The sequence below is a fragment of the Lentzea sp. NPDC003310 genome (assembly GCF_040610935.1).
Lineage (GTDB): Bacteria > Actinomycetota > Actinomycetes > Mycobacteriales > Pseudonocardiaceae > Lentzea.
In genome coordinates this window covers 1-22,116 of record NZ_JBEXNC010000013.1, presented here as the reverse complement: position 1 = coordinate 22,116, position 22,116 = coordinate 1, and the positions used below count along the sequence as shown (strand labels likewise).

Annotated in this window: 26 protein-coding genes and 1 rRNA gene; 2 read left to right on the top strand and 25 right to left on the bottom strand. The window is 71.5% G+C overall.

The genetic code is table 11. The features are described 5' to 3' along the window. Window positions 1-57: 57 nt before the first annotated feature. The 8 genes from ABZX02_RS26315 to ald form a co-directional block, all read right to left on the bottom strand. Complete coding sequence (locus tag ABZX02_RS26315; protein ID WP_355301653.1) at window positions 58-792, bottom strand: pseudouridine synthase; 735 nt, start codon at window positions 790-792, stop codon at window positions 58-60. Next, window positions 785-1,789: an SMC-Scp complex subunit ScpB gene (gene scpB, locus ABZX02_RS26310; RefSeq protein ID WP_355301651.1), complete on the bottom strand. Its 1,005-nt coding sequence runs from the start codon at window positions 1,787-1,789 to the stop codon at window positions 785-787. Before scpB ends, ABZX02_RS26315 begins: the two co-directional genes overlap by 8 nt. Next, window positions 1,786-2,631 (bottom strand): segregation/condensation protein A, encoded by an 846-nt coding sequence (locus tag ABZX02_RS26305; RefSeq protein ID WP_355301649.1) that lies wholly within the window; start codon window positions 2,629-2,631, stop codon window positions 1,786-1,788. The genes scpB and ABZX02_RS26305 overlap by 4 nt, the downstream gene beginning before the upstream one ends. Beyond that, window positions 2,628-2,948, bottom strand: coding sequence for a hypothetical protein (locus tag ABZX02_RS26300; RefSeq protein WP_355301647.1), 321 nt, complete (start codon window positions 2,946-2,948; stop codon window positions 2,628-2,630). Before ABZX02_RS26300 ends, ABZX02_RS26305 begins: the two co-directional genes overlap by 4 nt. After that, complete coding sequence (locus ABZX02_RS26295) at window positions 2,945-3,868, bottom strand: AAA family ATPase (RefSeq protein ID WP_355301645.1); 924 nt, start codon at window positions 3,866-3,868, stop codon at window positions 2,945-2,947. The genes ABZX02_RS26300 and ABZX02_RS26295 overlap by 4 nt, the downstream gene beginning before the upstream one ends. A 100-nt stretch (window positions 3,869-3,968) precedes the next feature. Then, window positions 3,969-4,298: a helix-turn-helix domain-containing protein gene (locus tag ABZX02_RS26290; protein ID WP_355301643.1), complete on the bottom strand. Its 330-nt coding sequence runs from the start codon at window positions 4,296-4,298 to the stop codon at window positions 3,969-3,971. A gap of 24 nt (window positions 4,299-4,322) precedes the next feature. Then, window positions 4,323-5,198 (bottom strand): site-specific tyrosine recombinase XerD, encoded by an 876-nt coding sequence (gene xerD, locus ABZX02_RS26285; RefSeq protein ID WP_355301641.1) that lies wholly within the window; start codon window positions 5,196-5,198, stop codon window positions 4,323-4,325. Between the two features lie 8 nt (window positions 5,199-5,206). Then, window positions 5,207-6,277, bottom strand: coding sequence for an alanine dehydrogenase (ald, locus tag ABZX02_RS26280; RefSeq protein ID WP_355301639.1), 1,071 nt, complete (start codon window positions 6,275-6,277; stop codon window positions 5,207-5,209). Between the two features lie 52 nt (window positions 6,278-6,329). Here ald and ABZX02_RS26275 point away from each other — a divergent pair, with 52 nt between their 5' ends. Further along, on the top strand, window positions 6,330-6,917 hold the full coding sequence (locus tag ABZX02_RS26275) for an NINE protein (protein ID WP_355301637.1): 588 nt from the start codon (window positions 6,330-6,332) through the stop codon (window positions 6,915-6,917). Here the strand turns inward: ABZX02_RS26275 and ABZX02_RS26270 are convergent. Genes ABZX02_RS26270 through ABZX02_RS26260 form a run of 3 tightly spaced genes read right to left on the bottom strand, consistent with a single transcriptional unit; the run spans window position 6,914 to window position 9,618 of the window. Next, window positions 6,914-7,309 (bottom strand): DUF2752 domain-containing protein, encoded by a 396-nt coding sequence (locus ABZX02_RS26270; protein ID WP_355301635.1) that lies wholly within the window; start codon window positions 7,307-7,309, stop codon window positions 6,914-6,916. The two genes, ABZX02_RS26275 and ABZX02_RS26270, sit on opposite strands and share 4 nt — an antisense overlap. A 9-nt stretch (window positions 7,310-7,318) precedes the next feature. Continuing rightward, on the bottom strand, window positions 7,319-7,936 hold the full coding sequence (locus ABZX02_RS26265; protein WP_355301633.1) for an NUDIX hydrolase: 618 nt from the start codon (window positions 7,934-7,936) through the stop codon (window positions 7,319-7,321). Continuing rightward, window positions 7,933-9,618: a CTP synthase gene (locus tag ABZX02_RS26260; RefSeq protein WP_355301631.1), complete on the bottom strand. Its 1,686-nt coding sequence runs from the start codon at window positions 9,616-9,618 to the stop codon at window positions 7,933-7,935. Before ABZX02_RS26260 ends, ABZX02_RS26265 begins: the two co-directional genes overlap by 4 nt. Before the next feature lie 176 nt (window positions 9,619-9,794). On the opposite strand from ABZX02_RS26260, the gene ABZX02_RS26255 reads away from it, so the two are divergent. Continuing rightward, entirely contained in the window at window positions 9,795-10,454 is a 660-nt protein-coding gene (locus ABZX02_RS26255) for a hypothetical protein (RefSeq protein ID WP_355301629.1), read from the top strand. On the opposite strand, the gene ABZX02_RS26250 is transcribed toward ABZX02_RS26255, so the two are convergent. The 14 genes from ABZX02_RS26250 to rrf form a co-directional block, all read right to left on the bottom strand. Beyond that, window positions 10,451-11,389 (bottom strand): copper transporter, encoded by a 939-nt coding sequence (locus ABZX02_RS26250; protein ID WP_355301627.1) that lies wholly within the window; start codon window positions 11,387-11,389, stop codon window positions 10,451-10,453. The two genes, ABZX02_RS26255 and ABZX02_RS26250, sit on opposite strands and share 4 nt — an antisense overlap. Then, the gene (gene steA, locus ABZX02_RS26245; RefSeq protein ID WP_355301625.1) at window positions 11,386-12,570 is read right to left on the bottom strand and encodes a putative cytokinetic ring protein SteA; all 1,185 of its coding nucleotides are present in this window, start codon (window positions 12,568-12,570) and stop codon (window positions 11,386-11,388) included. The genes ABZX02_RS26250 and steA overlap by 4 nt, the downstream gene beginning before the upstream one ends. Before the next feature lie 62 nt (window positions 12,571-12,632). After that, on the bottom strand, window positions 12,633-13,073 hold the full coding sequence (locus ABZX02_RS26240) for a hypothetical protein (protein WP_355301623.1): 441 nt from the start codon (window positions 13,071-13,073) through the stop codon (window positions 12,633-12,635). Continuing rightward, entirely contained in the window at window positions 13,070-13,504 is a 435-nt protein-coding gene (locus ABZX02_RS26235; RefSeq protein WP_355301621.1) for a hypothetical protein, read from the bottom strand. Before ABZX02_RS26235 ends, ABZX02_RS26240 begins: the two co-directional genes overlap by 4 nt. Next, a complete protein-coding gene (locus tag ABZX02_RS26230) occupies window positions 13,501-14,151 on the bottom strand; it encodes a hypothetical protein (RefSeq protein ID WP_355301619.1) in 651 nt (216 codons plus the stop codon). The genes ABZX02_RS26235 and ABZX02_RS26230 overlap by 4 nt, the downstream gene beginning before the upstream one ends. Next, on the bottom strand, window positions 14,144-14,746 hold the full coding sequence (locus tag ABZX02_RS26225) for a hypothetical protein (RefSeq protein WP_355301618.1): 603 nt from the start codon (window positions 14,744-14,746) through the stop codon (window positions 14,144-14,146). Before ABZX02_RS26225 ends, ABZX02_RS26230 begins: the two co-directional genes overlap by 8 nt. A 79-nt stretch (window positions 14,747-14,825) precedes the next feature. Continuing rightward, window positions 14,826-15,002 (bottom strand): hypothetical protein, encoded by a 177-nt coding sequence (locus ABZX02_RS26220; protein WP_355301616.1) that lies wholly within the window; start codon window positions 15,000-15,002, stop codon window positions 14,826-14,828. A 50-nt stretch (window positions 15,003-15,052) separates the two neighbouring features. Then, window positions 15,053-16,834 carry a DNA repair protein RecN gene (gene recN / locus ABZX02_RS26215; RefSeq protein WP_355301614.1) on the bottom strand — a complete coding sequence of 594 codons (1,782 nt, stop codon included), beginning with the start codon at window positions 16,832-16,834 and terminating at the stop codon, window positions 15,053-15,055. Between the two features lie 80 nt (window positions 16,835-16,914). Beyond that, window positions 16,915-17,805 (bottom strand): NAD kinase, encoded by an 891-nt coding sequence (locus ABZX02_RS26210; protein ID WP_355301612.1) that lies wholly within the window; start codon window positions 17,803-17,805, stop codon window positions 16,915-16,917. Beyond that, window positions 17,802-18,599 (bottom strand): TlyA family RNA methyltransferase, encoded by a 798-nt coding sequence (locus ABZX02_RS26205; RefSeq protein ID WP_355301610.1) that lies wholly within the window; start codon window positions 18,597-18,599, stop codon window positions 17,802-17,804. The genes ABZX02_RS26210 and ABZX02_RS26205 overlap by 4 nt, the downstream gene beginning before the upstream one ends. 6 nt (window positions 18,600-18,605) lie before the next feature. Beyond that, complete coding sequence (locus tag ABZX02_RS26200; RefSeq protein ID WP_089914144.1) at window positions 18,606-18,818, bottom strand: hypothetical protein; 213 nt, start codon at window positions 18,816-18,818, stop codon at window positions 18,606-18,608. After that, the gene (locus ABZX02_RS26195; RefSeq protein ID WP_355301607.1) at window positions 18,778-19,572 is read right to left on the bottom strand and encodes an HAD-IIA family hydrolase; all 795 of its coding nucleotides are present in this window, start codon (window positions 19,570-19,572) and stop codon (window positions 18,778-18,780) included. Before ABZX02_RS26195 ends, ABZX02_RS26200 begins: the two co-directional genes overlap by 41 nt. Then, window positions 19,569-21,920, bottom strand: a complete 2,352-nt coding sequence (locus ABZX02_RS26190; RefSeq protein ID WP_355301605.1) for a hypothetical protein — start codon at window positions 21,918-21,920, stop codon at window positions 19,569-19,571. The genes ABZX02_RS26195 and ABZX02_RS26190 overlap by 4 nt, the downstream gene beginning before the upstream one ends. A 92-nt stretch (window positions 21,921-22,012) precedes the next feature. Then, a 5S ribosomal RNA gene (gene rrf / locus ABZX02_RS26185) occupies window positions 22,013-22,116 on the bottom strand; the annotation flags it as partial.

Below are 22,116 nucleotides of genomic sequence, written 5' to 3'. Positions count from 1 at the left end.
CACCCGCAGGTCGCTCCTCCGGCATCGGGGGCCGGAGGGGCGCGCGGGGAGTGCGGGTCAGAGACCGACGAGCTTGTACAGCCCGCCGACCTCCTGGCGGTTCAGCACCCGCATCGAGCCGGGACGCTGGTTGCCGAGCGAGACGTCACCGACCGCGACGCGGACCAGCGACTGCACCGGGTAGCCCGCGGTCTCCATCAGACGGCGGACGATGTGCTTGCGGCCCTCGTGCAGCACGATCTCGACGAGCGCCTTGCCGGGGACGGCGCTGATGAGCTTGAAGGAGTCGACCTTGACCGGCCCGTCCTCCAGCTCGATGCCGGCCTTGAGCTTCTTGCCCAGGCCCCGCTCGACCGGTCCGGGGACCTCGGCGAGGTAGGTCTTCTTGACGTTGTAGCTCGGGTGCATCAGCCGGTGCGCGAGCTCGCCGTCGTTGGTGAGCAGCAGCAGCCCCTCGGTCTCGGCGTCGAGGCGCCCGACGTGGAACAGCCGCTCCTTGCGGTTGCGCACCAGGTCGCCCACGCACGGCCGGCCCTGGTCGTCCTCCATCGTGGAGAGCATCCCGAACGGCTTGTTGAGCGCGATCGTCACGACGTCCTCGCGCAGCTGCACGCGCACCCCGTCGACGTGCACGACGGCGGTCTCGGGGTCGATCCGGCGGCCCTGCTCGCGCACGACCTGGCCGTCGACCTGCACCCGCCCCTGCTCGATCAGCTCTTCGGAAGCGCGGCGCGAGGCGACGCCCGCCTGCGCGAGCACCTTCTGCAGGCGCACGCCCTCGTTCTCAGACATCGTCGATCGCATCCACTTCGGGCAGCAGCGGGGCGATTGGCGGCAGGTCGGCGAGCGACGACAGCCCCAACCGCTCCAGGAACAGTTCGGTCGTGCGGTACAGGATCCCACCCGTGTCGCTGTCGGTGCCCGTCTCCTCGATGAGCCCCCGGGCGACCAGGGTCCGGATCACACCGTCCACGTTGACGCCGCGAACCGCCGCGATCCGCGCCCGCGTGACAGGCTGCCGGTAGGCGATCACCGCGAGCGTCTCCAGGGCCGCGCGGGTGAGTTTCGCGCGCTGCCCGTCGAGCAGCAGCTTCTCCACGAACGGGGCGTACCGGTCCCGCGTGTAGAACCGCCAGCCGTCCCCCGCCCTGCGCAGGTCGATGCCGCTGCCGGACTCGGTGTACCGGGTGGAGAGTCTACGGAGTGCCTGCTTGACCCGCTTAACCGGCTGCTCCAGGGCACTGCCGAGGGCGTCCTCGGCGATGGGGCTGTCGACGACCAGCAGGACGGACTCGAGGGCGGCCTCGAAGGTCGCGTCGTCGGACAGGTCCGGCAGGCCGCTGTCCTCGATGGCCTCCTCGGGGGCGGCGGCGAGCAGCTGGGCCTCGAGGGTGGCGGCGTCCTCGGTGTCGGCGGCGGCGTCGGCGGCGGTGACCTCGGACTCGGCGACGTCGGCGGCGGCGTCCTCGGGCTCGGCCGGGTCTGCCACGGGGGCCTCCGGCTCGTCGAGCACGACGGCAGCCGGGGCGGCGTCGGACAGGGCGGCGTCGTCCCCGGTCTCGGTCACCTCGCCGACCGGCTCGGCGGGCTCACCGGCCGGGTCGTCGAGCACGACCGGGGCGGGCGCGGCGTCGGAGAGCGCCGCGTCAGCGGGCTCGTCGGACGCCGTCTCGTCGGACCGGCCGGCCGCCGGCTCGTCGGTCGTCCCCTCCGCGGGCTCGCCCCCGTCGAACGCCGGCCCCGGCTTCTCGATCTCCGCCGCGTCCGGCCCGACCAGTGGCTCGCTCATCCGCCGTAGTCCTCATCCTCGTCGCCCGCGTGCGCCTGCGCCTGCGCGTCTTCCAACGTCCCGCCGACCCACGTCACCTGCAGCGGCCCGAGCGGGTCCTCCTGCTCGAAGGCCAGCGACTTCTCCCGGTACAGCTCCAGCAGCGCGAGGAACCGCGCCACCACCTGCATGGTCTCGGTGCACTCCGCGACGATCTCCGCGAACGAGGCCGTGCCCTTCTCGATCATGAAGGCGCGCAGCACGTCGGCCGTCTCGCGGATCGACACGCGGTGCTGGTGGATGTGCGCGACCGAGAGGGTGCGCTTCTGCTTCGGGCGGAACGCCGCGGCCGCGATCAGGGCGAACTTGTCGGGCGTGACGCCGAGCATCACCTCGGGCAGCAGGCCCTCGAAGCGCGGTTCCAGCGACACCGAACGCGGGTAGCGGCGGTACGCGCCCTGCTCCAGCTCGGCGAAGAGCGCGGCCACCTGCTTGTACGCGCGGTACTGCAGCAGTCGCGCGAAGAGCAGGTCGCGGGCTTCGAGCAGGGCGAGGTCGTCCTCGTCCTCCACGTCGCCGGACGGCAGCAGACGGGCGGCCTTCAGGTCGAGCAGCGTGGCGGCGATGACCAGGAACTCCGTGGTCTCGTCGAGGTCCCACTGGTCGCCCATGCCGCGGATGTGCGCGATGAAGTCGTCGGTGACCTGGTGCAGCGCCACCTCGGTCACGTCGAGCGTGTGCTGGGAGATCAGCTGCAGCAGCAGGTCGAACGGGCCCTCGAAGTTCGTGAGCCGGACCTTGAACCTGCCGTCGTCCGCCTTGGGCTCCTCGACGGCGGCGTCGGCTGGGGCTTCCTCGGTCACTGCTCGCGCAACCTGCGCACCAGCAACGACGCGTCACCGTGCGTTTCGAGGTCGTCCAGCACGATGGCGATCGCCTCGCGCACCACGCGGCCGCGGTCGACGCCCAGGCCGTAGGAGGCGCGCAGCGCGAGCCGCGCGGTCTCCAGGGCGAGCAGTTCCTCGTCGGACACGTAGACCGTGATCTTCGTGGTGTGCTTGGTGCGGCCGGAACCACGGCGTTGCTGCGGCGCCTCCTCCGAGGACGAGACCTCGGTGGACGGAGCAGCAGTCAGCCGGAACAGTTCCGCCGCGCCCGGAAGCGAAGGGCGACGGTTCACCGGGCGATCACCTCGCGGGCCAGCGCGCGGTAGGCGTTGGCACCGGACGAGCGGGGCGCCCAGCGGGTGATCGGCTCGCCCGCCACGGTGGTCTCCGGGAAGCGCACCGTGCGGTTGATGACCGAGTCGAACACGATCTCGCCGAACGCCTCCACGACGCGGGCCATGACCTCGCGCGAGTGCAGCGTGCGCGGGTCGTACATCGTGGCGAGGATGCCGGTGATGTTGAGCTTGGGGTTCAACCGTTCCTTGACCTTCTCGATGGTGTCGATGAGCAGCGCCACCCCGCGCAGCGAGAAGAACTCGCACTCGAGCGGGATCAGCACACCGTCCGCGGCCGCGAGGGCGTTCACCGTGAGCAGGCCGAGCGAGGGCTGGCAGTCGACCAGCACGTAGTCGTAGTGGTCGATCACGGGACGGAGGGTGCGCACGAGCGTGTGCTCGCGGCCCACCTCCGACACGAGCTGGATCTCCGCCGCCGACAGGTCGATGTTGCTCGGCAGCAGGTCCATGTCGTCGACCATGGTCTTGCGGATCACGTCGGGAACGGCGGTGTCGTTCTCCATGATGACGTTGTAGATCGTGGTTTCCAGCTGGTGCGGGTGCACGCCGAGGCCGACCGAGAGCGCGCCCTGCGGGTCGAAGTCGACGAGCAGCACCCGTCTGCCGTACTCCGCCAGGGCCGCGCCCAGGTTGATGGTCGTCGTCGTCTTGCCGACGCCGCCCTTCTGGTTGCAGACGGCCAGGATCTTCGCCGGCCCGTGGTGCAGCAGGGCCGGCGGGTCGGGGATGTGACGACGCGGCCTGCCCGTCGGACCGATGCCGTCGACCTGCTCGTGGGCGACGTCGTCCACCGGCGCGGCGTGCGGAGCCAGGTTCAGATCGGCACGGGGCGCGAAAGCGTGCTCCGGTGTCGACATGGCTGGCGTTCCTCACTCGTCGTAGTCGTCTCTCGGGGCGCAGCCTAGGCCGCACCCGTGCGAGCGGCAACGCGCCTCGCCGGTGTTTGTCAAGACTGAGTTAGGCCGGGACATCCGAACGTGTGCGCCTGTCCGCGGCGGACAGGACCACGTCGAGCAGGCCCGGGAAGAGAAGATCCAGGTCATCGCGGCGCAGCGACACCCAGCGCTGGTTGCCGCGGCAGCGTGTTCGGGTGATGCCCGCTTCGCGCAGCACGCGCAGGTGCTGGGAGAGAGTCGACTTCGCTACGTCAACCTCGAAGGCCCCGCACAGCCTCTCGCCGCTGATCTGGATCTGGCGCACGACCGCGAGCCTTGTCGGGTCACTCAGCGCGTGCAGCACGGCGGCTAGATCGATGGCCTGTGGGGACGGCTCGTCCAAGTTCGGCACCTGCCCACCGTACCCGTGGAAGCCTCATGTTCCAGTGGCCCGAGGGTGTGCAGTTGCGTAGACCTCCCTCAAAGTCGTAACGGTTACCAGTGTGTACACCTGAGTGGTCGTAACGGATGCGTGCCCAAGGAGTTCCTGCACCACCCGAACGTCCGCACCCCCTTCGAGCAGATGGGTGGCGAACGAATGCCGCAACGTGTGAGGGGACACCGCGGCACTGATCCCGGCCTCCTCCGCGGCCGTCTTCAGCACCGTCCACGCGCTCTGCCGGGAGAGCCTGCCGCCGCGCGCGTTCAAGAACAACGCCGGTGTGCCACGCCCCTTCGCCGCCAACGCGGGGCGCGCGCGAACCAGGTACGCGTCCACCGCCGCCAACGCCGGACGCCCCACCGGAACGAGCCTCTGCTTGCCTCCCTTCCCGTCGAGCAGCACGGTGCGCTCGGCCGCGTCGACGTCGTCGATGTCGAGCCCCACCACCTCGGAGATCCGGGCTCCTGTCGAGTACAGCAGCTCCAGCAGGGCTTTGTCCCTGAGGTTTCCCACAGTTTCCAGGAGGGTGAGAACCTCATTCACCGGCAATGCTTTCGGCAGCCGCTTCGGCGGCGACGGTGGATGCACGGCCCGTGCGACGTCATGGGGCACAACGCCTTCACGGTGTGCGAAGCGGTGTAACCCGCGCACGGCGACCAACGTCCGTGCGGCGGACGACGCGGCAAGCCCGCTCTCGCGCAACACGGCCAGGAACTCGCTCACCTGCAGCTCCGTCACGGCCCCGAGTTCCGTGACACCAAGGGATTCCAGGTGTTCGGTGTAGCGGCGCAGGTCGCGGGTGTACGAGTCGAGCGTGTTGCGGGCGGTGCCGCGTTCCACGGCGAGGTGGTCGAGGTAGGTCGCCACCAACTCAGCAATCACACGAGCCCTTCCAACACGATCTCCCCCGCACGCGCGTTGACGCCCTTGGCCAACGCCGGGTCTTCCGCCACGGCACGCTCGAAACCCTTGTCCGCCAACGCGATGACGTACGGCAGCGTCACGTTCGTGAGCGCGTACGTCGACGTGTTCGGCACGGCACCGGGCATGTTCGCGACGCAGTAGAACACGGAGTCGTGCACGCGGTACGTCGGCGCGTCGTGCGTGGTGGGTCGCGTGTCCTCGAAACACCCGCCCTGGTCGACCGCGATGTCCACGAGCACGCTGCCGGGCCGCATCCGCGAGACGAGCTCGTTGCTGACGAGCTTCGGCGCCTTGGCCCCCGGCACCAGCACCGCGCCGACGACGAGGTCCGCCCACTGACAGGCCTTCTCGACCTCGTAGACATTCGACGCGATCGTCTGCAGGTGCCCGCGGTAGGTGAAGTCGATCTGCCGCAACCGGTTCACGTTGGTGTCGAGCACGACGACCTCGGCCTGCATGCCCACGGCCATCGTCGCCGCGTTCATCCCGGCCACGCCCGCGCCGATCACCGCGACCTTGCCCGCCGCCACCCCGGGCGCCCCGCCGAGCAGCACCCCGCGCCCGCCCTGCGCCCGTTCCAGGCAGTGCGCGCCGACCTGGGCGGCCATCCGCCCGGCGATCTCGCTCATCGGCGCCAGCAACGGCAGCGAGCCGTCCGGCAGCTGCACGGTCTCGTAGGCGATGGCCGTGATCCCGGACGACGCGATCGCCGCGGTGCACGACGGCGAGGCCGCGAGGTGCAGGTAGGTGAACAGCACCTGGTCCCGGCGCATCCGGTGGTACTCGGGCTCGATCGGCTCCTTGACCTTCAGGACCAGGTCCGCCGCGCCCCACACCTCGTCGGCGGTGGCGGCGATCCGCGCGCCCGCCGCCACGTACTCCCCGTCGGGGAACGACGAGCCCGCTCCGGCGTCCTGCTCGACGAGAACGGAGTGCCCCCGGCGCACCAGCTCGACCACCCCGGCGGGGGTGATCGCCACGCGGTACTCGTGGTTCTTGATCTCCTTTGGGACACCGACCAGCATCGTCGCAGCGTATTCCCGATATCGATCTGCTGCATCGGATACCGTGCGAGCCGTGTCAGAAGCATTCGGGCCCGAGCACCAGCGCATCGGCAACCAGCAGCGCGAAGAGGCGATCACCGCTCTCAACGACCACTTCGCGATGGCGCGGCTCGACATCGGCGAGTACCAGGAACGCGTGAACCGCGCGTCCGGGGCGCAGAGCTACGCCGAGCTCGCGGAGCTGTTCCGCGACCTGCCGCAGCCGCACCCGCCGTTCCTCGCGCCGCCGTCGCAGCCGTTCGCGGTGCCGCCCCAGCCCACCCAGCAGTACTACCAGCCGCCGACGGGCCCGCAGCCGCAGTACGCGGTCCCGCCGCCCCCGCCCGGCATGCTCCCGCCCGGCTACGGCACCCCCGGAGCGCCCTACGGCTTCGACCCGATGACCGGCGTGCCGCTGTCGGACAAGTCGAAGGTCGCGGCCGGCGTGCTGCAGCTGTTCCTGGGCAACCTGGGCATCGGCCGGTTCTACACGGGCCACACCGGCATCGCCGTCGCGCAGCTGCTGACGTGCGGTGGGTGCGGCATCTGGTCGCTGATCGACGGGATCATCATCCTGGTCAACGGCGGCGAGGACGCGCAGGGCCGCAAGCTCCGGGACTAGATCCCGGCGAGATTCCGCCCCACGCCCCACACGGCGGCCACGACGAGAACGGCGACACCGACCGACTTCGGCACGGATCGCCGTTCGCCAGTCCACCGGTCCCGCGTCCACCGCGTGAAGAGCCACACGGCCAGAGGCACGCCCAACGCGAGCAACACGGCGTTGTAGTGGAACGCGCTCACGATGTCGCCGTGCAGCAACGCGTGCACCATGCGCGTGGCACCGCAGCCGGGGCAGTTCAGCCCGGTCAGCCAGTTGATCGGGCACTTCGGCAGCAGGTTGCCGGGCTGGTTCGGGTCGACGAACAGCAGCAGAACCGCGCCCGCGCCGCCGAGCGCGAGAACGCCGAAGGGTGCCTTCAACCGTGCGAAGGCACCCTTCAACGTCTGCATCAGCCCAACTTACTTCCTGCGCGCGGCGAACCGGGTCGGCTTGTCGCGGAACGGTGCGTCGGCCGGCCGCGGTTCGACGCGTCCCTCCAGCACCTCCCGCGCGGCGAGCAGCCCGGCCACGGCCGAGGAGTTCACGATCTCGCCCGCCAGCACCATCCGCACGGCCTCGTCGATTCCGAAGCGGTGGATCTCCAGGTCCGCCTCCTCCTCGCCCTGCACCTCGCGGTCGACCTCGGACAGGCCGCGCGCCAGGTACACGCGCACGACCTCGTCGGTGAAGCCGGGGGAAGCGGCCGTGTCGACCAGCGTGTCCCAGCGCTCGGCGTCGAGCCCGACCTCCTCGGCCAGCTCCCGGCGCGCGCCGACGACCGGCTCCTCGCCGTCGTGGTCGAGCAGCCCGGCCGGCAGCTCCCACAGGTGGCGGCCGAGCGGGTGCCGGTACTGGTGGATCAGCACGACCTGGCCGGCGTCGTCCACGGCCACGACCGCGACGGCGCCCATGTGCTCGACGACCTCGCGCTTGGCCGTGCCGCCGCCGGGCATGCCGACCTCGTCGACGCGCAGCGCGACGACCTTGCCGACGTGCAGGTCCTCGCTCGAGACCGTGCGGAAGTCGTGCCTGCTCACTTGGACGCCCCGGCCTTCAGCGGCAGCCGGTCGGCGACGCGGTAGTCGATCGCGGCCTTCACGAACGCCGCGAACAGCGGGTGCGGCTTCGTCGGGCGCGACTTGAGCTCCGGGTGCGCCTGCGTGGCCGCGTAGAACGGGTGCACGTCGGCGGGCAGCTCGACGAACTCGACCAGGCGGCCGTCCGGGGACACCCCGGAGAACACCAGGCCGGCCTCGCTGAGCTTGCCCCGGTAGGCGTTGTTGACCTCGTAGCGGTGGCGGTGCCGCTCGGACACCTCGGTGGCGCCGTACGCGGACGCGACGACCGACCCCGGCGTGAGCTTCGCGACGTACGCGCCGAGGCGCATCGTGCCGCCCATGTCGCGCTGGCCGGAGACGACGTCCTGCTGGTCGGCCATCGTGGAGATGACCGGCGTGCCGCCCTCCTCGAACTCGCTGGAGTTCGCGTCCTCGATACCCGCGAGGTTGCGCGCGGCCTCGATCACCATGCACTGCAGGCCGAGGCACAGGCCCAGCGTCGGCACCCCGCGCGTGCGGGTGTACTTCAGCGCGCCGATCTTGCCCTCGATGCCGCGCACGCCGAAGCCGCCGGGGATCAGCACGGCGTCCATGCCGGACAACGCCCGTGCGGCGCCCTCGGGCGTCTGGCAGTCGTCCGACGGCACCCACTTGATCTCGACCTTGGCGTGGTGGGCGAACCCGCCGGCACGCAGCGCCTCGGTGACCGAGAGGTAGGCGTCGGGCAGGTCGACGTACTTGCCGACGAGCGCGATCTTGACCGTCTCGGACGGGTTGTGCACCCGCTCCAGCAGGTCGCCCCACACCGTCCAGTCGACGTCGCGGAACGGCAGGTCGAGGCGGCGCACGACGTAGGCGTCGAGGCCCTCGGCGTGCAGCACCTTCGGGATGTCGTAGATCGACGGCGCGTCCACGGCCGCGACGACGGCGTCGGTGTCGACGTCGCACATCAGGCCGATCTTGCGCTTGAGCGAGTCCGGGATCTCCCGGTCCGCGCGGCACACGATCGCGTCGGGCTGGATGCCGATGTTGCGCAGCGCCGCGACGGAGTGCTGGGTGGGCTTGGTCTTCAGCTCGCCGGACGGCGCCAGGTACGGCACCAGGCTGACGTGCAGGAAGAAGACGTTGTCGCGGCCGACGTCGTGGCGGACCTGGCGGCACGCCTCGAGGAACGGCAGCGACTCGATGTCGCCGACGGTGCCGCCGACCTCGGTGATGACCACGTCGGGCGTGACGCCGTCGGCGTCCGGCTCGGCCATCGCCCGGATGCGGCGCTTGATCTCGTCGGTGATGTGCGGGATCACCTGGACCGTGTCGCCCAGGTACTCGCCGCGCCGCTCCTTGGCGATCACCTCGGAGTACACCTGGCCGGTGGTGACGTTCGCGTCGCCGCTCAGGTCCCGCGCGAGGAACCGCTCGTAGTGGCCGATGTCGAGGTCCGTCTCCGCGCCGTCGTCGGTCACGAAGACCTCGCCGTGCTGGAACGGGTTCATCGTGCCGGGGTCCACGTTGAGGTACGGGTCGAGCTTCTGCATCGTGACCCGCAGGCCGCGCGAGGTGAGCAACTGCCCGAGGCTGGAGGCGGTGAGCCCCTTGCCCAGGGAGGACGCGACGCCTCCCGTGACGAAGACGTGCTTGGTCGTACGTGCCTGCTGCACCAACGGGGCTCCCGTGAAAATCGTGGGGGCCGAAATCCCCCTATCCACGGGCCATAACGCTAACACGCCGCCGGTCACTCAGCGCACCACGACCCGGCAGATCACATCACCCGATCGGCGCAGCGAGGGGTTTTCCCGAACCTCCCACGGCACAGCGCGGCATCAGGAAAAGTTGTCACGTGACCTTCGACGTGGCAGGGAGCGCCGCACGAGCCGTGCGCGACCGCTCAGCGGCGTGGCGTTTCATCGAGGGATTCGCGGCCGCGTGGGCCGAGCCGATCGAGGCGCGTGACGGCTGGAACCACGCCGACCTGGACGCCGCGGAGGACCGGCTCGGCGTGCGGCTGCCGGACGCCGTGCGCGACGCCTACGCGTTGTTCGGCAAGCGCCCCGACCTCACGAGCAACCAGGACTGGCTGCTCACCCCGAGCGAGCTGCGCCTCGACGGCGAGGTCGTCGTCTTCCGCCGGGAGGTCCACGCCCTCACCTCGTGGGGAGCGGTCCTCGGCGCCCCCGACCCGGCCGTCGTGCAGGAGACGGAGCGCGGCTGGGAACCGTGGCTCCCGCACTTCTCCGCGGCCTGCGTGGAGCTGGTGCTGTCCGAGGCGTTGTTCCGCGACGGGGCCGGAACAGCCGACAGGGAGATGTCCGGGGCGGACATCTCCCTGCTGGAGGACCACTTCGCACTGCTGCCGCTGGGCAGTCCCGGCACCCGCTGGTTCGTCGCGGACGACCTGATCGTCCGCGAGGACGCGGGCCGGTGGCTCTGGGCCCGCGCCCGCACGCCGGAGGCGTTGGGACGGCTGCAGAAGACCTTTCCCGGCGCCTGGGAGTTCTAGCCCGCGGTGCCCGGCGAGGACGCCTCCGCGTTGCCCGCGACGCCGTAGCGGCCGGAGCGGCCCTCCAGCTGCTCGCGCAACGCCATCACCACGACGACCTGGCCCGCCGGGGTGTCGGAGTTGTCGACCGTGGACAGGATCGAGGTGGCGGCGGTGTCCGCGCGGACCACGCCGATCGCGCCCGTGCCGTTCGCGGACCCGTTCGCCCCGGCCAGCACGACCCCCGCGCCGCCCCGGTCGAGCTGGGTGGCGAAGCGCGCGATCGTCGAGGCCCGGTCGGCGGCCGAGTCCCCGATCGCGGCACCGCCGGTCAGCACGATCGCGAGCTGCGCGGGCTTCACGCCCGAGGTCGCCTTCACGAACCCCGCGTTGGTGAGCCCGGACAGCGCCGACGCCGTCTCGTCGGCCGTGGCCTGCGGCTCGTTGTTCGAGGGGTTGAGCAGCAGCAGCGATCCGAACAGGCCGCCGGCGCGCGTGCCGGGGTCGACGGCCGTGGGCAGCTGCGAGCCGGCGGGCTGCAACCGGGCCACGAGGTCGCGCAGCTGGTCCCCGCGCGACGGGTCGGCGAACGCGTCCGTCAGCTGGATCTCGCCGGTGACGGTGGCGCTCGCGGCCTTCAGCAGCCCGGTGAGCGCGTCCCGGTCGGACGGACGGGCGTCCGCCGTGGTCACGATGACGACCGTGCGGTCGGTGAGCCGGTCCTTGACGGCGAGCGGGCCGACGGACGCGGCGAACTTGTCCGCTTCGGACAGCTTGGCGTTCAACGCGTTCCGGTCGTTCTGGAGGTCGTTCACCTGCTGTGCCAACGAGTTCTTCTCGTCGCTCAGGCCCGACAGCAGCCGTCCGCTGATCGCGGTCGACCCCAGCACGACACCGACCGCCAGGGCGAGGAACACCGCGGTGATCGAAACTATGTGGTAGCGCAGCGTGATCACGAGAAGAACCCCTTGAACCAGTTGACGACGGATTGCCAGCCGTCGACCACGATGTCGACGTAGACGTGACCGACGCCGGACACCGCGAGGGCCGCCGCCATGGCGACGATCGCGGCGGTCACCAGCAGGACGATCACGCCCAGCGAGACCCGGCTGCGGTGCAGGGTCGCGACGGCCTCCCCGTCGACGAGCTTGCTGCCGAGCTTGAGCCTGGTGAGGAACGTGGAGGGGTTGGAGCCGGAGTGCCCGCGGTCGAGGAACTCGCGCAGCGTCGCGCGCAGCCCCACCGTGACGACCAGGGACGCCCCGTGTGCTTCGGCGAGCAGCAACGCGAGGTCCTCCGCGTTGCCCGACGCGGGGAAGGTGACCGCGCCGATGCCGAGGTCCTGGATCCGCTGAAGACCGGGCGCGTGGCCGTCGGTCTGCGCGGGCACGACGACCTCGGCGGCCGCGCGCAGTGACGCGGTGCCGATGCCGTCGGGGTCGCCGACGATGATGTCCGGCTTGAGCCCGGCGTCGATCAGCGTGTCCGCGCCGGTGTCGACACCGATCAGCACCGGCCGGTACTCGCGGATGTACTTGCGGAGCTTGCGCAGCTCCTCGGCGTGCGACGGGCCGCCGGCGACGACGAGCACCTGCCGGTCGCGCATCGGCACGTACACCTCGGGCACGCCGACGCCGTCGAGCACGAGCGCGCGTTCGCGGCGCAGGAACTCGATGGTGTTGGCGGAAAAGGCCTCCAGCTGAGCCGACATGCCGGCCTTCGCCTCGATCATGGCGTCGGCGATGGATTCGGCGTTCTGCTCGACGCCCGTGGCGAGTTCGCGTTCCCCGGCGTACACGACACCTTCGTGCAGCCGGATCTTCGTGCCTTCCTTGATCTCGCGCAGCGCGACCGCGCCGACGTCGTCGATCAGCGGAATGCCCGCCTCGATGAGCAGTTCCGGGCCGAGGTTGGGAAAGCGGCCGGAAATGGACGGCGACGCGTTCACGACGCCGACGACCTCGGCCGCGACGAGCGCCTCCGCGGTGCGCCGGTCGAGGTCGACGAGGTCCATGACCGCGACGTCACCGGCGCTGACGCGCCGCACCAGGTCGCTCGCGCGCCGATCAACCCGCGCGACGCCCGTGACACCGGGAAGTTCGTGGTTGGTGCGGCTCAGCAGCCCGGAAAGCTTCATGCGCCGATAGTGACCCACGGTGCGCACGCGACAGGTGAGGCACGCCGGGCATTCTTCGGTGCTCAGTCGTCGGGGTGAACCACTACGGCCCCAAACGCGAGAACGACCGCGACGACGAGCACCCAGATTCCGTTGCCGAACCCGGCTTCCAGCCCTGGATCGATCGCGACGTTGCCCTCCTGGTGAAAGCTGATCGCGTTCAGCAAATACACGAACAACATTCCGGTGACGCCCGCGAGCGCCGCCGCTCCGGCATAAGCGACTTTCCGCCACCGGATGCCCGCCAGCACGGCGACGGCCGCCAACACGATCGGGATGGCGAACAACGGACCGTGCTCGTCCTCGGTGGCACCGAACCGCGTGCTCCACCCCGTGGTGACGTACGCGGTCTGCGGCTGGCCGGGCGCGAGCCGGATCAGCAGTTCCGAGAACGGCAGGAACGTGGCGGCGACCGCGGCCGCGGCGGCGAGTCCCAACAGGACGGTCCCGGCGATCTTCCTCATGCCGCCGCCTCTCGTTGCACCGCAACGGCTCCGGCGAGCGCGACGAGCGTGCCCACGGCGAGGAACACGAGTCCGAAGCCGACCGCGAAGTCGCCCTGCTGTTCGACCGCGTGGCCGCGTTCGGACACGACGAGCGCCCCGATCACGCCGACCGCGCCGAGCTGGCCCGCCGCACCCGCGAGCGCCGCCCGGCTGACCCAGACCCCGGCGACGAGCAGCAGCGCGGTCACCACGACCGGCACCCCGTACCAGGGCGACAGCTCCCCGGCGGGCCAGTCGCCGGGCTTGTTGAGGATCTCGGTCCCCCACGCCCGCACCACGACCTCGACGCCACCGGCGTAGGCGGTCGAGTACCACGGCAGCACCATCGCCGTGGCGGTCAGCACCACTCCCGCCGCGATCAACGCGATCGCCGTGGGTCTGCCGATCACCGGACCTCCCGCTGCTCGTCGTTCAAATCGTTCTGGTCGTGCTGGGACAGTGCATCGTGCTGGGGCAGGGCGAGGCCGAACGGCGGGGTGTCGTCGTCGCCGTCGAGCTGGTGCACGACCACCCCGTCCTCCGGCTCGTCCTCGTCGTCCGCCACGGGCTCCCGGTCGCGCCGTTGCGCGAGCACCGCCCCGACGAGCCCGACGAGGGCGGCGACCAGCAGGAGGTAGTACCCCTCGCCGTAGCGCAGCTCGTCGCTGGTGGGTGTTCCGTTCTGCGTCTCGGTGACGAGCTTCGCCAGCCCGTTCAGCTGGACCGCGTAGAGCAGCACGACCCCGGTCAGCGCACCGGCGGCGCCCACGGCCAGCGGCCGTCCGGCGAACGCGGTCTCCCGGCGCGCCAGCAGGACCACGGCGACGGCCATCCCGATCGCCGTCACCACCACGGGCCACCCGGCGGCGAACAACGCGGGCTGGTCGACCGGCCCGTTCTGCGGGTCCGAGGTGGTGGTCCACAGGTTCGAGGTGGAGGTCAGGTCGGTCCCGAACCCCTTGTACACCGTGCTGAAGGTGTCCTGGAGCGACGCGACCACGGCCAGCAGCGCCCCCAGCGCGAGCAGCACCCACGCGATCTTGCGGCGATCAATCACTCTTCGGCTCCACAACCACCGGATACCCGTACGGCGGGGTGTCCGTGTCATCCGGCTCGTCGTCGATCTGGCGGATCACCACGCCGTCCGCCGCGACCTCCGCCCGGTCCGGTCGCGGCAGTTCCTGGTGCAGCACGGCCGACACGACGGCGACACCGGCGGCCACGATCAGCAGGGTGACCCCTTCTCCCTGCTCGACCTCGACGGCCACCGGCAACCCCAGGTCGCCGAGCTGGTCGACCAGCCCGCGCACCCGGCTGACGGCGGACCACGCCACCCCGGCGAGCAACCCGGCCCCGAGCAACGACGCGACCCGCAACGCAGGCACCCGGAACGCGAGCACCGCCGACAACGCCATGACCAGCGCGGCCGCCACCGCGGGCGCCCCGAACTCGAGGGGCGCGAGCATCAACCGCAACTCGCGGAAGTCGTTGCGCCCGACCACCCACGAGGTGGCCTCGTAGCGCAGTGTGAAGTTCCGGACCTCGATCTGCACGGAATACGCGGAGAGGAAGGTGGCCGCCACCGCCAGCCCGGCGGACACGAGCACCAGCACCGCCGCGACGACTCGGCGCGTGGTCAGGGATCCGGTCACGCTCCCATCATGCCGAACCGCGCGCCGAACAGCGGTGAGGGACGCGACCGGTCCGGCACCGACGACGCGGCGCCGGCGCTCACCTGCACCACCGGTCCAGCCACCAGGCGCCACCGGTCACGCTCTCGAGCCAGCGGCCCCGCCACCCAGCCGCCAACGCCAGCCCGGCGACCACGGTCCAGCCGCCCGGCCCGCCGGCCCAACCCAGCGCCACCGGCCAGCCACCCAGCTCCGCCAGCGCCACCGGTCCAGCCACCCAGCACCCACCGGTCGCGCCTCCCCGAACGGCAGGCGCGACCGGTCCCGTCAGCTCTTCTTCTTCCGCCGCCGCACCACCGGCGCCGCCGACTTGTCGGCCTTCGCCGCCGCCAGCAGCTCCTCGGCGTGCGCCCGGCCGGTGTCGGTCGAGTCCATGCCGGCCAGCATGCGCGCCAGCTCCACGACCCGCTGCGTCTCGTCCAGCTTGCGCACCGCGGACCGCGTGAACGTCCCGTCGGCGGACTTGTCGACCACCAGGTGCCGGTCGGCGAACGCGGCCACCTGCGGCAGGTGCGTCACCACGATCACCTGGTGCGACCGCGCGAGCCGGGCGAGCCTGCGGCCCACCTCGACCGCGGCCCGGCCACCGACACCGGCGTCGACCTCGTCGAACACCAGGGTGGGCACCGGGTCCGAGTGCGACAGCACGACCTCCAGCGCCAGCATCACGCGGGAGAGCTCACCGCCGGACGCGCCCTTGTGCACCGGCAGCGCGGGCGCGCCGGGGTGCGAGATCAGCCTCAGCTCGACGTCGTCGACACCGGACGAGCCCGCGTGCAGGATCGACCGGCCGACGGCCAGCGCCTGCGCATCACCGGACTCGGCGTGCCGGGGGCGGACGGCCAGCTCGACCGAGGCGTGCGGCATGGCGAGGCCGTCGAGCTCCTCGGTGACGGCCTTGCCCAGCTCCAGCGCGGCCTCGGTCCTCGCCGCCGTCACCTGCGCGGCGAGGGTGGCCAGTTCGGCGGCGAGCTCGTCGCGGCGCGTGGCCAGTCCGGACAGGGCCTCCTCGGAGGTGTCCAGCCCGCCGAGCCTCGCCCGTGCGTCGTCGGCCCAGGCGATCACGCCGTCGACGTCGGCCGCGTACTTGCGGGTCAGCGCCTTCAGCTCGGCCTGGCGCTGCAGCACGGTCTCCAGGCGGCCGGGGTCGGCCTCCAGCTGGTCCAGGTAGCCCGAGATCTCGGCACCGACGTCGGCCAGCAGCGTCGCCGCCTCGACCAGCCTCGGTTCCATCTCGCGCAGCTTCGGGTCCTCCGACGCCGACAGCCTGCGGGCGGCCTCGGAGATCAGGCCGAGCGCACCGGGGTTGTCCGGATCGCCCTCCAGCGAACCGGACACCGCGAACTGCGCGCCCTGGGCGGCCTCGCGGAGCTGGTCGGCGTCCGCGAGCCGGCGGGCCTCGTCGTGCAGTTCGCCGTCCTCGCCGAGCTTCGGGTCGACGGCCTCGATCTCGGTCAGGCCGTGGCGCAGCAGGTCGGCCTCGCGGGCCAGCTCGCGGGAACGCTCGGTGCGCTCCTTGAGCTCGGCCGAGACCTTCAGCCACTCCTCGCGGACGGCCTGGTAGGCGCGCAACGGCTCGCCCACGTCGTCGCCCGCGAACCGGTCCAGCACGCCGCGCTGCTCGGTGGGGCGCATGAGCCGCAGCTGGTCGTTCTGCCCGTGGACGGCGATGAGCTGCTCGGCCAGTTCGGACAGGACGCCGACCGGCACGGAGCGGCCGCCGACGTGCGCGCGGGAGCGGCCGTCGGCGCCGACGGTGCGGATCGCGATCAGCGACCCGTCCTCGTCCGGCTCGCCGCCGACCTCGTCCGCGACCTTCGCGGCAGGGCTGCCCGCCGGGGCCTGGAAGCGGCCTTCGACCACCGCCTTGTCGGCTCCGGTGCGCACCCGCGACGCCTCTGCCCGGCCACCGCCCAGCAGGTGCAACCCGGTCACGACCATGGTCTTGCCCGCGCCCGTCTCACCGGTGACCACGGTGAATCCGGGATCTAGTTCAAGGGTGGCCTCGTCGATCACGCCAAGGCCATTGATGCGCATCTCGGCCAGCACAGGGCGAACCTTACTTGTCGACTCCGACATTTCCTCGCGGGCACCATAACGAGCCAGTGCCGACGCACCGAGCGGCGCGGTCAGCCTGCCGATGGTCCCCGCCAGCCCTTCACCGGCAGGTCGAACTTCTCGACCAGCCGGTCCGTGAACGGTGCCTGGCGCAGCCGCACGACCTTGAGCGGCACCTCGCCCTCCACGATCTCGATCCGCGCGCCCGCGGGCAGCTCGAACGTGCGCCGCCCGTCCGCGGACAGCGCCGCCGGGTGCCCGGTCGCCTCGATCTCGAACGCCACGTGCGACTTCGGCGAGACGACCAGCGGCCGGGCGAACAGCGCGTGCGCGTTGCTCGGCACCACCAGGATCGCCTGCACGTCCGGCCACACGACCGGTCCGCCCGCGGAGAACGCGTACGCCGTCGACCCCGTGGGCGTCGCGCACAGCACGCCGTCGCAGCCGAACGCCGACACAGGACGCCCGTCGACCTCGACGACGACCTCGAGGATGCGTTCGCGGATCAGCTTCTCGACGCTGACCTCGTTGAGCGCCCAGGTCTGCACGACGACCTCGCCGCCCACCTTCGCGATGAGGTCGAGCGTCATGCGCTCTTCCACGAAGTAGTCGCGTTCCAGCACGTGGCCGACGGCCTCGTGCACCGCGTCCGAGTCGGCCTCCGCGAGGAACCCGACCCGGCCGAGGTTGACGCCCAGCACCGGCACCCGCGCCGGGCGGGCGAGCTCGGCGCCGCGCAGGAACGTGCCGTCGCCACCGAGGACGAGCACCAGTTCGGTGCCCTCGGCGGCGTGGTCGTCGGCGGGCACGACCTTGGTGCAGCACGACGGGCCGAGGTCACGCGCCTCGTCGTCGAGCACCCTCGTCGTGACGCCGCCGACAGCGAGACGGCCGGCCACCTGACGGGCGAGATCGATGTTGCTCTGGTGCCCGGTGTGGACGACCAGCAGGACTTCCCTCATTGGGGCCCTTCTTCGACGGCGGTGCGCACCATCTCCGCGGGGTCGACCGGGTCGCCCTTGCGGAGCCAGAGGAAGTACTCGACGTTGCCGGACGGGCCCGGCAGCGGGCTCGCGACGACCCCGTGCACGGCCAGCCCCAGGTCGGCTGCGGCCCTGGTCACGTCGAGCACGGCGGCGACGCGCAACTCGGGGTCGCGCACGACGCCACCGGAGCCGAGGCGTTCCTTGCCGACCTCGAACTGCGGCTTGACCATCGGGAGCAGGTCGCCTTCCTCGTTCAGGCACGCGGCCAGTGCGGGAAGCACAAGCCTCAACGAGATAAACGAAAGATCGGCCACCACGAGTTCAACTTCGCCGCCGATGTCCTCGGGGGTGAGGGTGCGGACGTTGGTCTTGTCCTTCACCACGACCCGGTCGTCGGTCTGCAGCTTCCAGTCCAGGAGTCCGCGGCCGACGTCGGCCGCGACGACCTGCCGTGCGCCCTTGCGCAGCAGCACGTCGGTGAAACCGCCAGTGGATGCTCCCGCGTCGAGACAGCGCTTCCCGGTCGGGTCGATCGCGAAGCCGTCGAGCGCGCCGATGAGCTTGTGCGCGCCGCGCGACGCCCAGTTGGGGTCGTTGTCGATGTCCTTGACGACGACCGCGTCGGAGGTCTCGACGGCGGTCGCGGGCTTGGTCGCGACGGTGCCGCGCACCTTCACGCGACCGTCCGCGACGAGTTGGCTGGCGTGCTCACGGGACCGGGCGAGCCCCCTGCGCACGAGTTCGGCGTCGAGCCGCACCCTGCGAGGCACTGTGCATCACACCTTGTCGATGCTCGACAGCGCGTCGGTGAGCGTCGCGTGCACGGCGTCGAACCGCGCCACGTGCTCGTCGAGCGGAACGTTCTCGAGCCCGTCGAGCCGCTCCAGCGCGCCTTCGATGGCGTCGGCCGGGTTGGGCGGCGGTCCGGGCAGGGGGTAGCTCACGGTCTTACGGTAGCCGATGCAAGACCGACAGGTCCGCGCCGACATACGTGGGCCTGAGCTCTTCCGGAAGCGCTTGCGCCTCCTGCTCGGTCGACACACCCGTGAGGACGAGCAGGGAGTCCATCCCGGCGTTGACGGCTCCCAGGATGTCCGTGTCGAGGCGGTCTCCGATGACCAGCGGGCGGTGCGCGCCGAGGTCCTTCGCCGCCTGCTGCAGCAGCGGGGTCGCGGGCTTGCCGGCCACCAGCGGTTCGGCGTCGGTCGCGGCCTTGAGCGCCGCGACGAGGCTGCCGTTGCCGGGCAGCAGGCCGCGTTCGGTGGGCAGGGTGGCGTCGACGTTGCACGCCACCCACAGCGCGCCGCCGCGGATGGCGACCGCGGCCTCGGCCAGTTCGCGCCAGCCGAGGTCCATGGACAGGCCCTGCAGGACGGCCACCGCGCCCTCGGCGGTGTCGGTCGGGACGAGCCCGCGCTTGAGCACCTCGGCCTCGAGGGCCTTGGTGCCCAGCACGAGCACGGTGGACCGCTTGGGCAGGCGGTCGGCCAGCATGGCCGCGCCCGCCTGCGAGGAGGTGCTCACCTCGTCGACGTTCGTCTCGAACCCGAGCTCGACGAGGTGATCAGCGACCATCTGCGGTGAGCGAGAAGCGTTGTTGGTGACGTAACGGATCCCGACGCCCTTGCCTCTGGCCGCCGCGATCGCGTCGGCGGCTCCGGGCACGGCCTCTTTGCCGCGGTAGACGGTGCCGTCGAGATCGATCAGCAGCGCGTCGTACCTGTCGACCAACGTCTCGCTCACTGCTCCGGGGTCTCCTCCTGGGTCAGCTCGAACGCGCGCTCGGCGGCGTCCGTCTCCCCTTCGTCGTCAGCCTCGGCGGCGTTGAGGAACCACTTGACGGCTTCCTCGATCCGGCCGGCCGCAGCCAGGTTGTCGGCGTAAGCGTAGAAGAGCCGCGCCGAGTACGGAGAACGCTGCCCCGGGTCGAGGTCCGGCCCTTGCAACGCCACGACCGCGGCGTCGAGCTGGCCCATGTCCCGGCGAGCACCGGCCGCGACGATCCGCAGCTCGATCTCGTCCTCCTGGCTCAGGTCCTTGACCGCCGGGTCCTTCGCGAGGTCGATGGCCCGCTCCGGCCGGCCCAGTGCCCGCTCGCAGTCCGCCATGATCGCCAGGTGGCCCGGTCCGGGCATCATCCGGCGGGCGGCCCGCAGCTCGCTGAGCGCCTCGGCCCACTCGTCCGCGAAGTAGGCGGTCAACCCGGCCGCCTCGCGCACGACACCGACGCGCGCCGCCTTGCTCCGCGCGTACCGGGCGTGGTCGAGCGCCAGCTGCGGGTCCTCGTCGATCAGCAGCCCGGCCGCGGCCAGGTGCTTGCCGATGATCTCCGCGAGCCCCTTGGGCAGGCTGCGCAGCTCGAGCTTGATCTCGGGGTCGAGCAGCGACAGGTCGGCTTCCTCGGGCAGCTCGGGACGGCCACCGCGCGGCGCGGGAGCCTCGTCCCGCGACTCGGCGGCGTCGTCGGCCTGCTCGGTCGTCTCGACCGGCTTCTCGGCCGACTCGGCCTCGTCGGCCTGCTTGGTCTCCGCCGGGGCCTGGTCGGCCTCGCTGTCGGCGGCGGTCTCACGACCGGCCGCGGCACGCGTGGCGGCAGCGCCATCACCCAGGCGGTAGCCGGCACGCTCGGCGGCCGGCGTCACCTCGGCGGCAGCGGCCTCGTCCTGGCCGGCGGCCTCGACGGCGGTGCCGTCCTGACCAGTGGTCTCCTGCTCGGCCAGACGCTCCTGGAAGCGCGCCGCACGCTCACGGCTGCGCTCGTCGCGACGGTCGTCGGTGCGCGGCGCGGAGGAACGCTCGTCGTTGCGGTAGCCACCCCGGTCACCGGAGTCGCTCTTGCGGTACCCGCCGCGATCGCCGGAGTCGTCCTTGCGGTAGCCACCCCGGTCGTTGGAACGGTCGCCGGAACGCTCGCCGCGGAAACCGCCGCGGTCGCCTTCCTTGCGGTACCCGCCACGGTCACCAGAACCCTGACCCCGGGAGCCACCACGGTCGCCTGAGTCGTCGCGGCGGGAGCCGCCGCGGTCGTTCGACCGGTCCCCGCGGTAGCCACCCCGGTCGCCGGAGTCGCTCTTGCGGTACCCGCCACGGTCGCCGGAGTCGTCACGCCGGAAGCCGCCGCGATCGCCGGAACGCTCGCCGCGGAAGCCACCGCGGTCGCCTTCCTTGCGGTAGCCGCCACGGTCACCAGAGCCCTGGCCCCGGTACCCACCGCGATCGCCCGAGTCGTCCTTGCGGTAGCCGCCGCGGTCGTCGGAACGGTCCCCGCGGTACCCACCACGCTGACCCGAGTCGTCGCGCCGGAAGCCGCCGCGGTCGTTCGACCGGTCCCCGCGGTAACCACCCCGGTCACCGGAGTCGCTCTTGCGGTACCCGCCACGGTCGCCGGAGTCGTCACGACGGAACCCACCGCGGTCGGAAGAACCCTGACCCCGGTATCCACCACGATCGCCCGAGTCGCTCTTGCGGAAGCCGCCGCGGTCGCCGCCGGACCGGAATCCGCCATGATCGCCGGACTCGCTCTTGCGGTAACCACCGCGATCACCGGAGTCGTCACGACGGAAGCCGCCGCGGTCACCGGAACGCTCGCCGCGGTAGCCACCGCGGTCGCCGGCGTCGTCCTTGCGGTAGCCGGGACGGTCGCCGGAGCCCTGGCCCCGGTAGCCGCCGCGGTCACCCGAGTCGTTCTTGCGGTAGCCACCGCGCTCGCCGGAACCCTGGCCGCGGTAGCCACCCCGGTCGCCGGAGTCGTCGCGGCGGAACCCGCCGCGGTCGCTGGAACCCTGCCCGCGATATCCGCCGCGCTCACCGGAACCACTGCGGTCGCCGCGGTAACCGCCGCGATCACCCGAGTCGTTCTTGCGGTAACCGCCGCGGTCGCTGGAACCCTGACCGCGGTAGCCCCCGCGGTCACCTGAGCCGGCGCGGTTGTCTCGACGGTCGCCGCTGCTGTTGCGGTCGCCGGAGCCTTCACCACGCTGCGAGTTGTTGCTGAACTTCCGATCGCCTGATGGACGGCCACCGTCGGAATGGCGCGGTCGGTCTCCCTGGCCACGCTGACGGTCGCCGGGACGATCCCCGAACCTGGACACCAAATCCTCCTACTGTGGACACGCTGAAAGGGGCCTGTGAGCGAAGCACTGTAATTGTGCCCCGCGATCACAAGCCCCTTCAGGGAAGTAAAGTTCGGCGGCGACCTACTCTCCCACACCGTAACCAGTGCAGTACCATCGGCGCAGAAGGGCTTAACTACCGGGTTCGGAATGGGACCGGGTGTTTCCCCAACGC

Bases quoted from the DNA above. Each gene is read 5' to 3' on its own strand.
- ABZX02_RS26315 (WP_355301653.1), bottom strand. From the start codon at position 792: ATGTCTGAGAACGAGGGCGTGCGCCTGCAGAAGGTGCTCGCGCAGGCG.
- scpB (WP_355301651.1), bottom strand. From the start codon at position 1,789: ATGAGCGAGCCACTGGTCGGGCCGGACGCGGCGGAGATCGAGAAGCCG.
- ABZX02_RS26295 (WP_355301645.1), bottom strand. From the start codon at position 3,868: ATGTCGACACCGGAGCACGCTTTCGCGCCCCGTGCCGATCTGAACCTG.
- ald (WP_355301639.1), bottom strand. From the start codon at position 6,277: ATGCTGGTCGGTGTCCCAAAGGAGATCAAGAACCACGAGTACCGCGTG.
- ABZX02_RS26270 (WP_355301635.1), bottom strand. From the start codon at position 7,309: ATGCAGACGTTGAAGGGTGCCTTCGCACGGTTGAAGGCACCCTTCGGC.
- steA (WP_355301625.1), bottom strand. From the start codon at position 12,570: ATGAAGCTTTCCGGGCTGCTGAGCCGCACCAACCACGAACTTCCCGGT.
- ABZX02_RS26240 (WP_355301623.1), bottom strand. From the start codon at position 13,073: ATGAGGAAGATCGCCGGGACCGTCCTGTTGGGACTCGCCGCCGCGGCC.
- ABZX02_RS26210 (WP_355301612.1), bottom strand. From the start codon at position 17,805: ATGAGGGAAGTCCTGCTGGTCGTCCACACCGGGCACCAGAGCAACATC.
- ABZX02_RS26200 (WP_089914144.1), bottom strand. From the start codon at position 18,818: ATGTCGGCGCGGACCTGTCGGTCTTGCATCGGCTACCGTAAGACCGTG.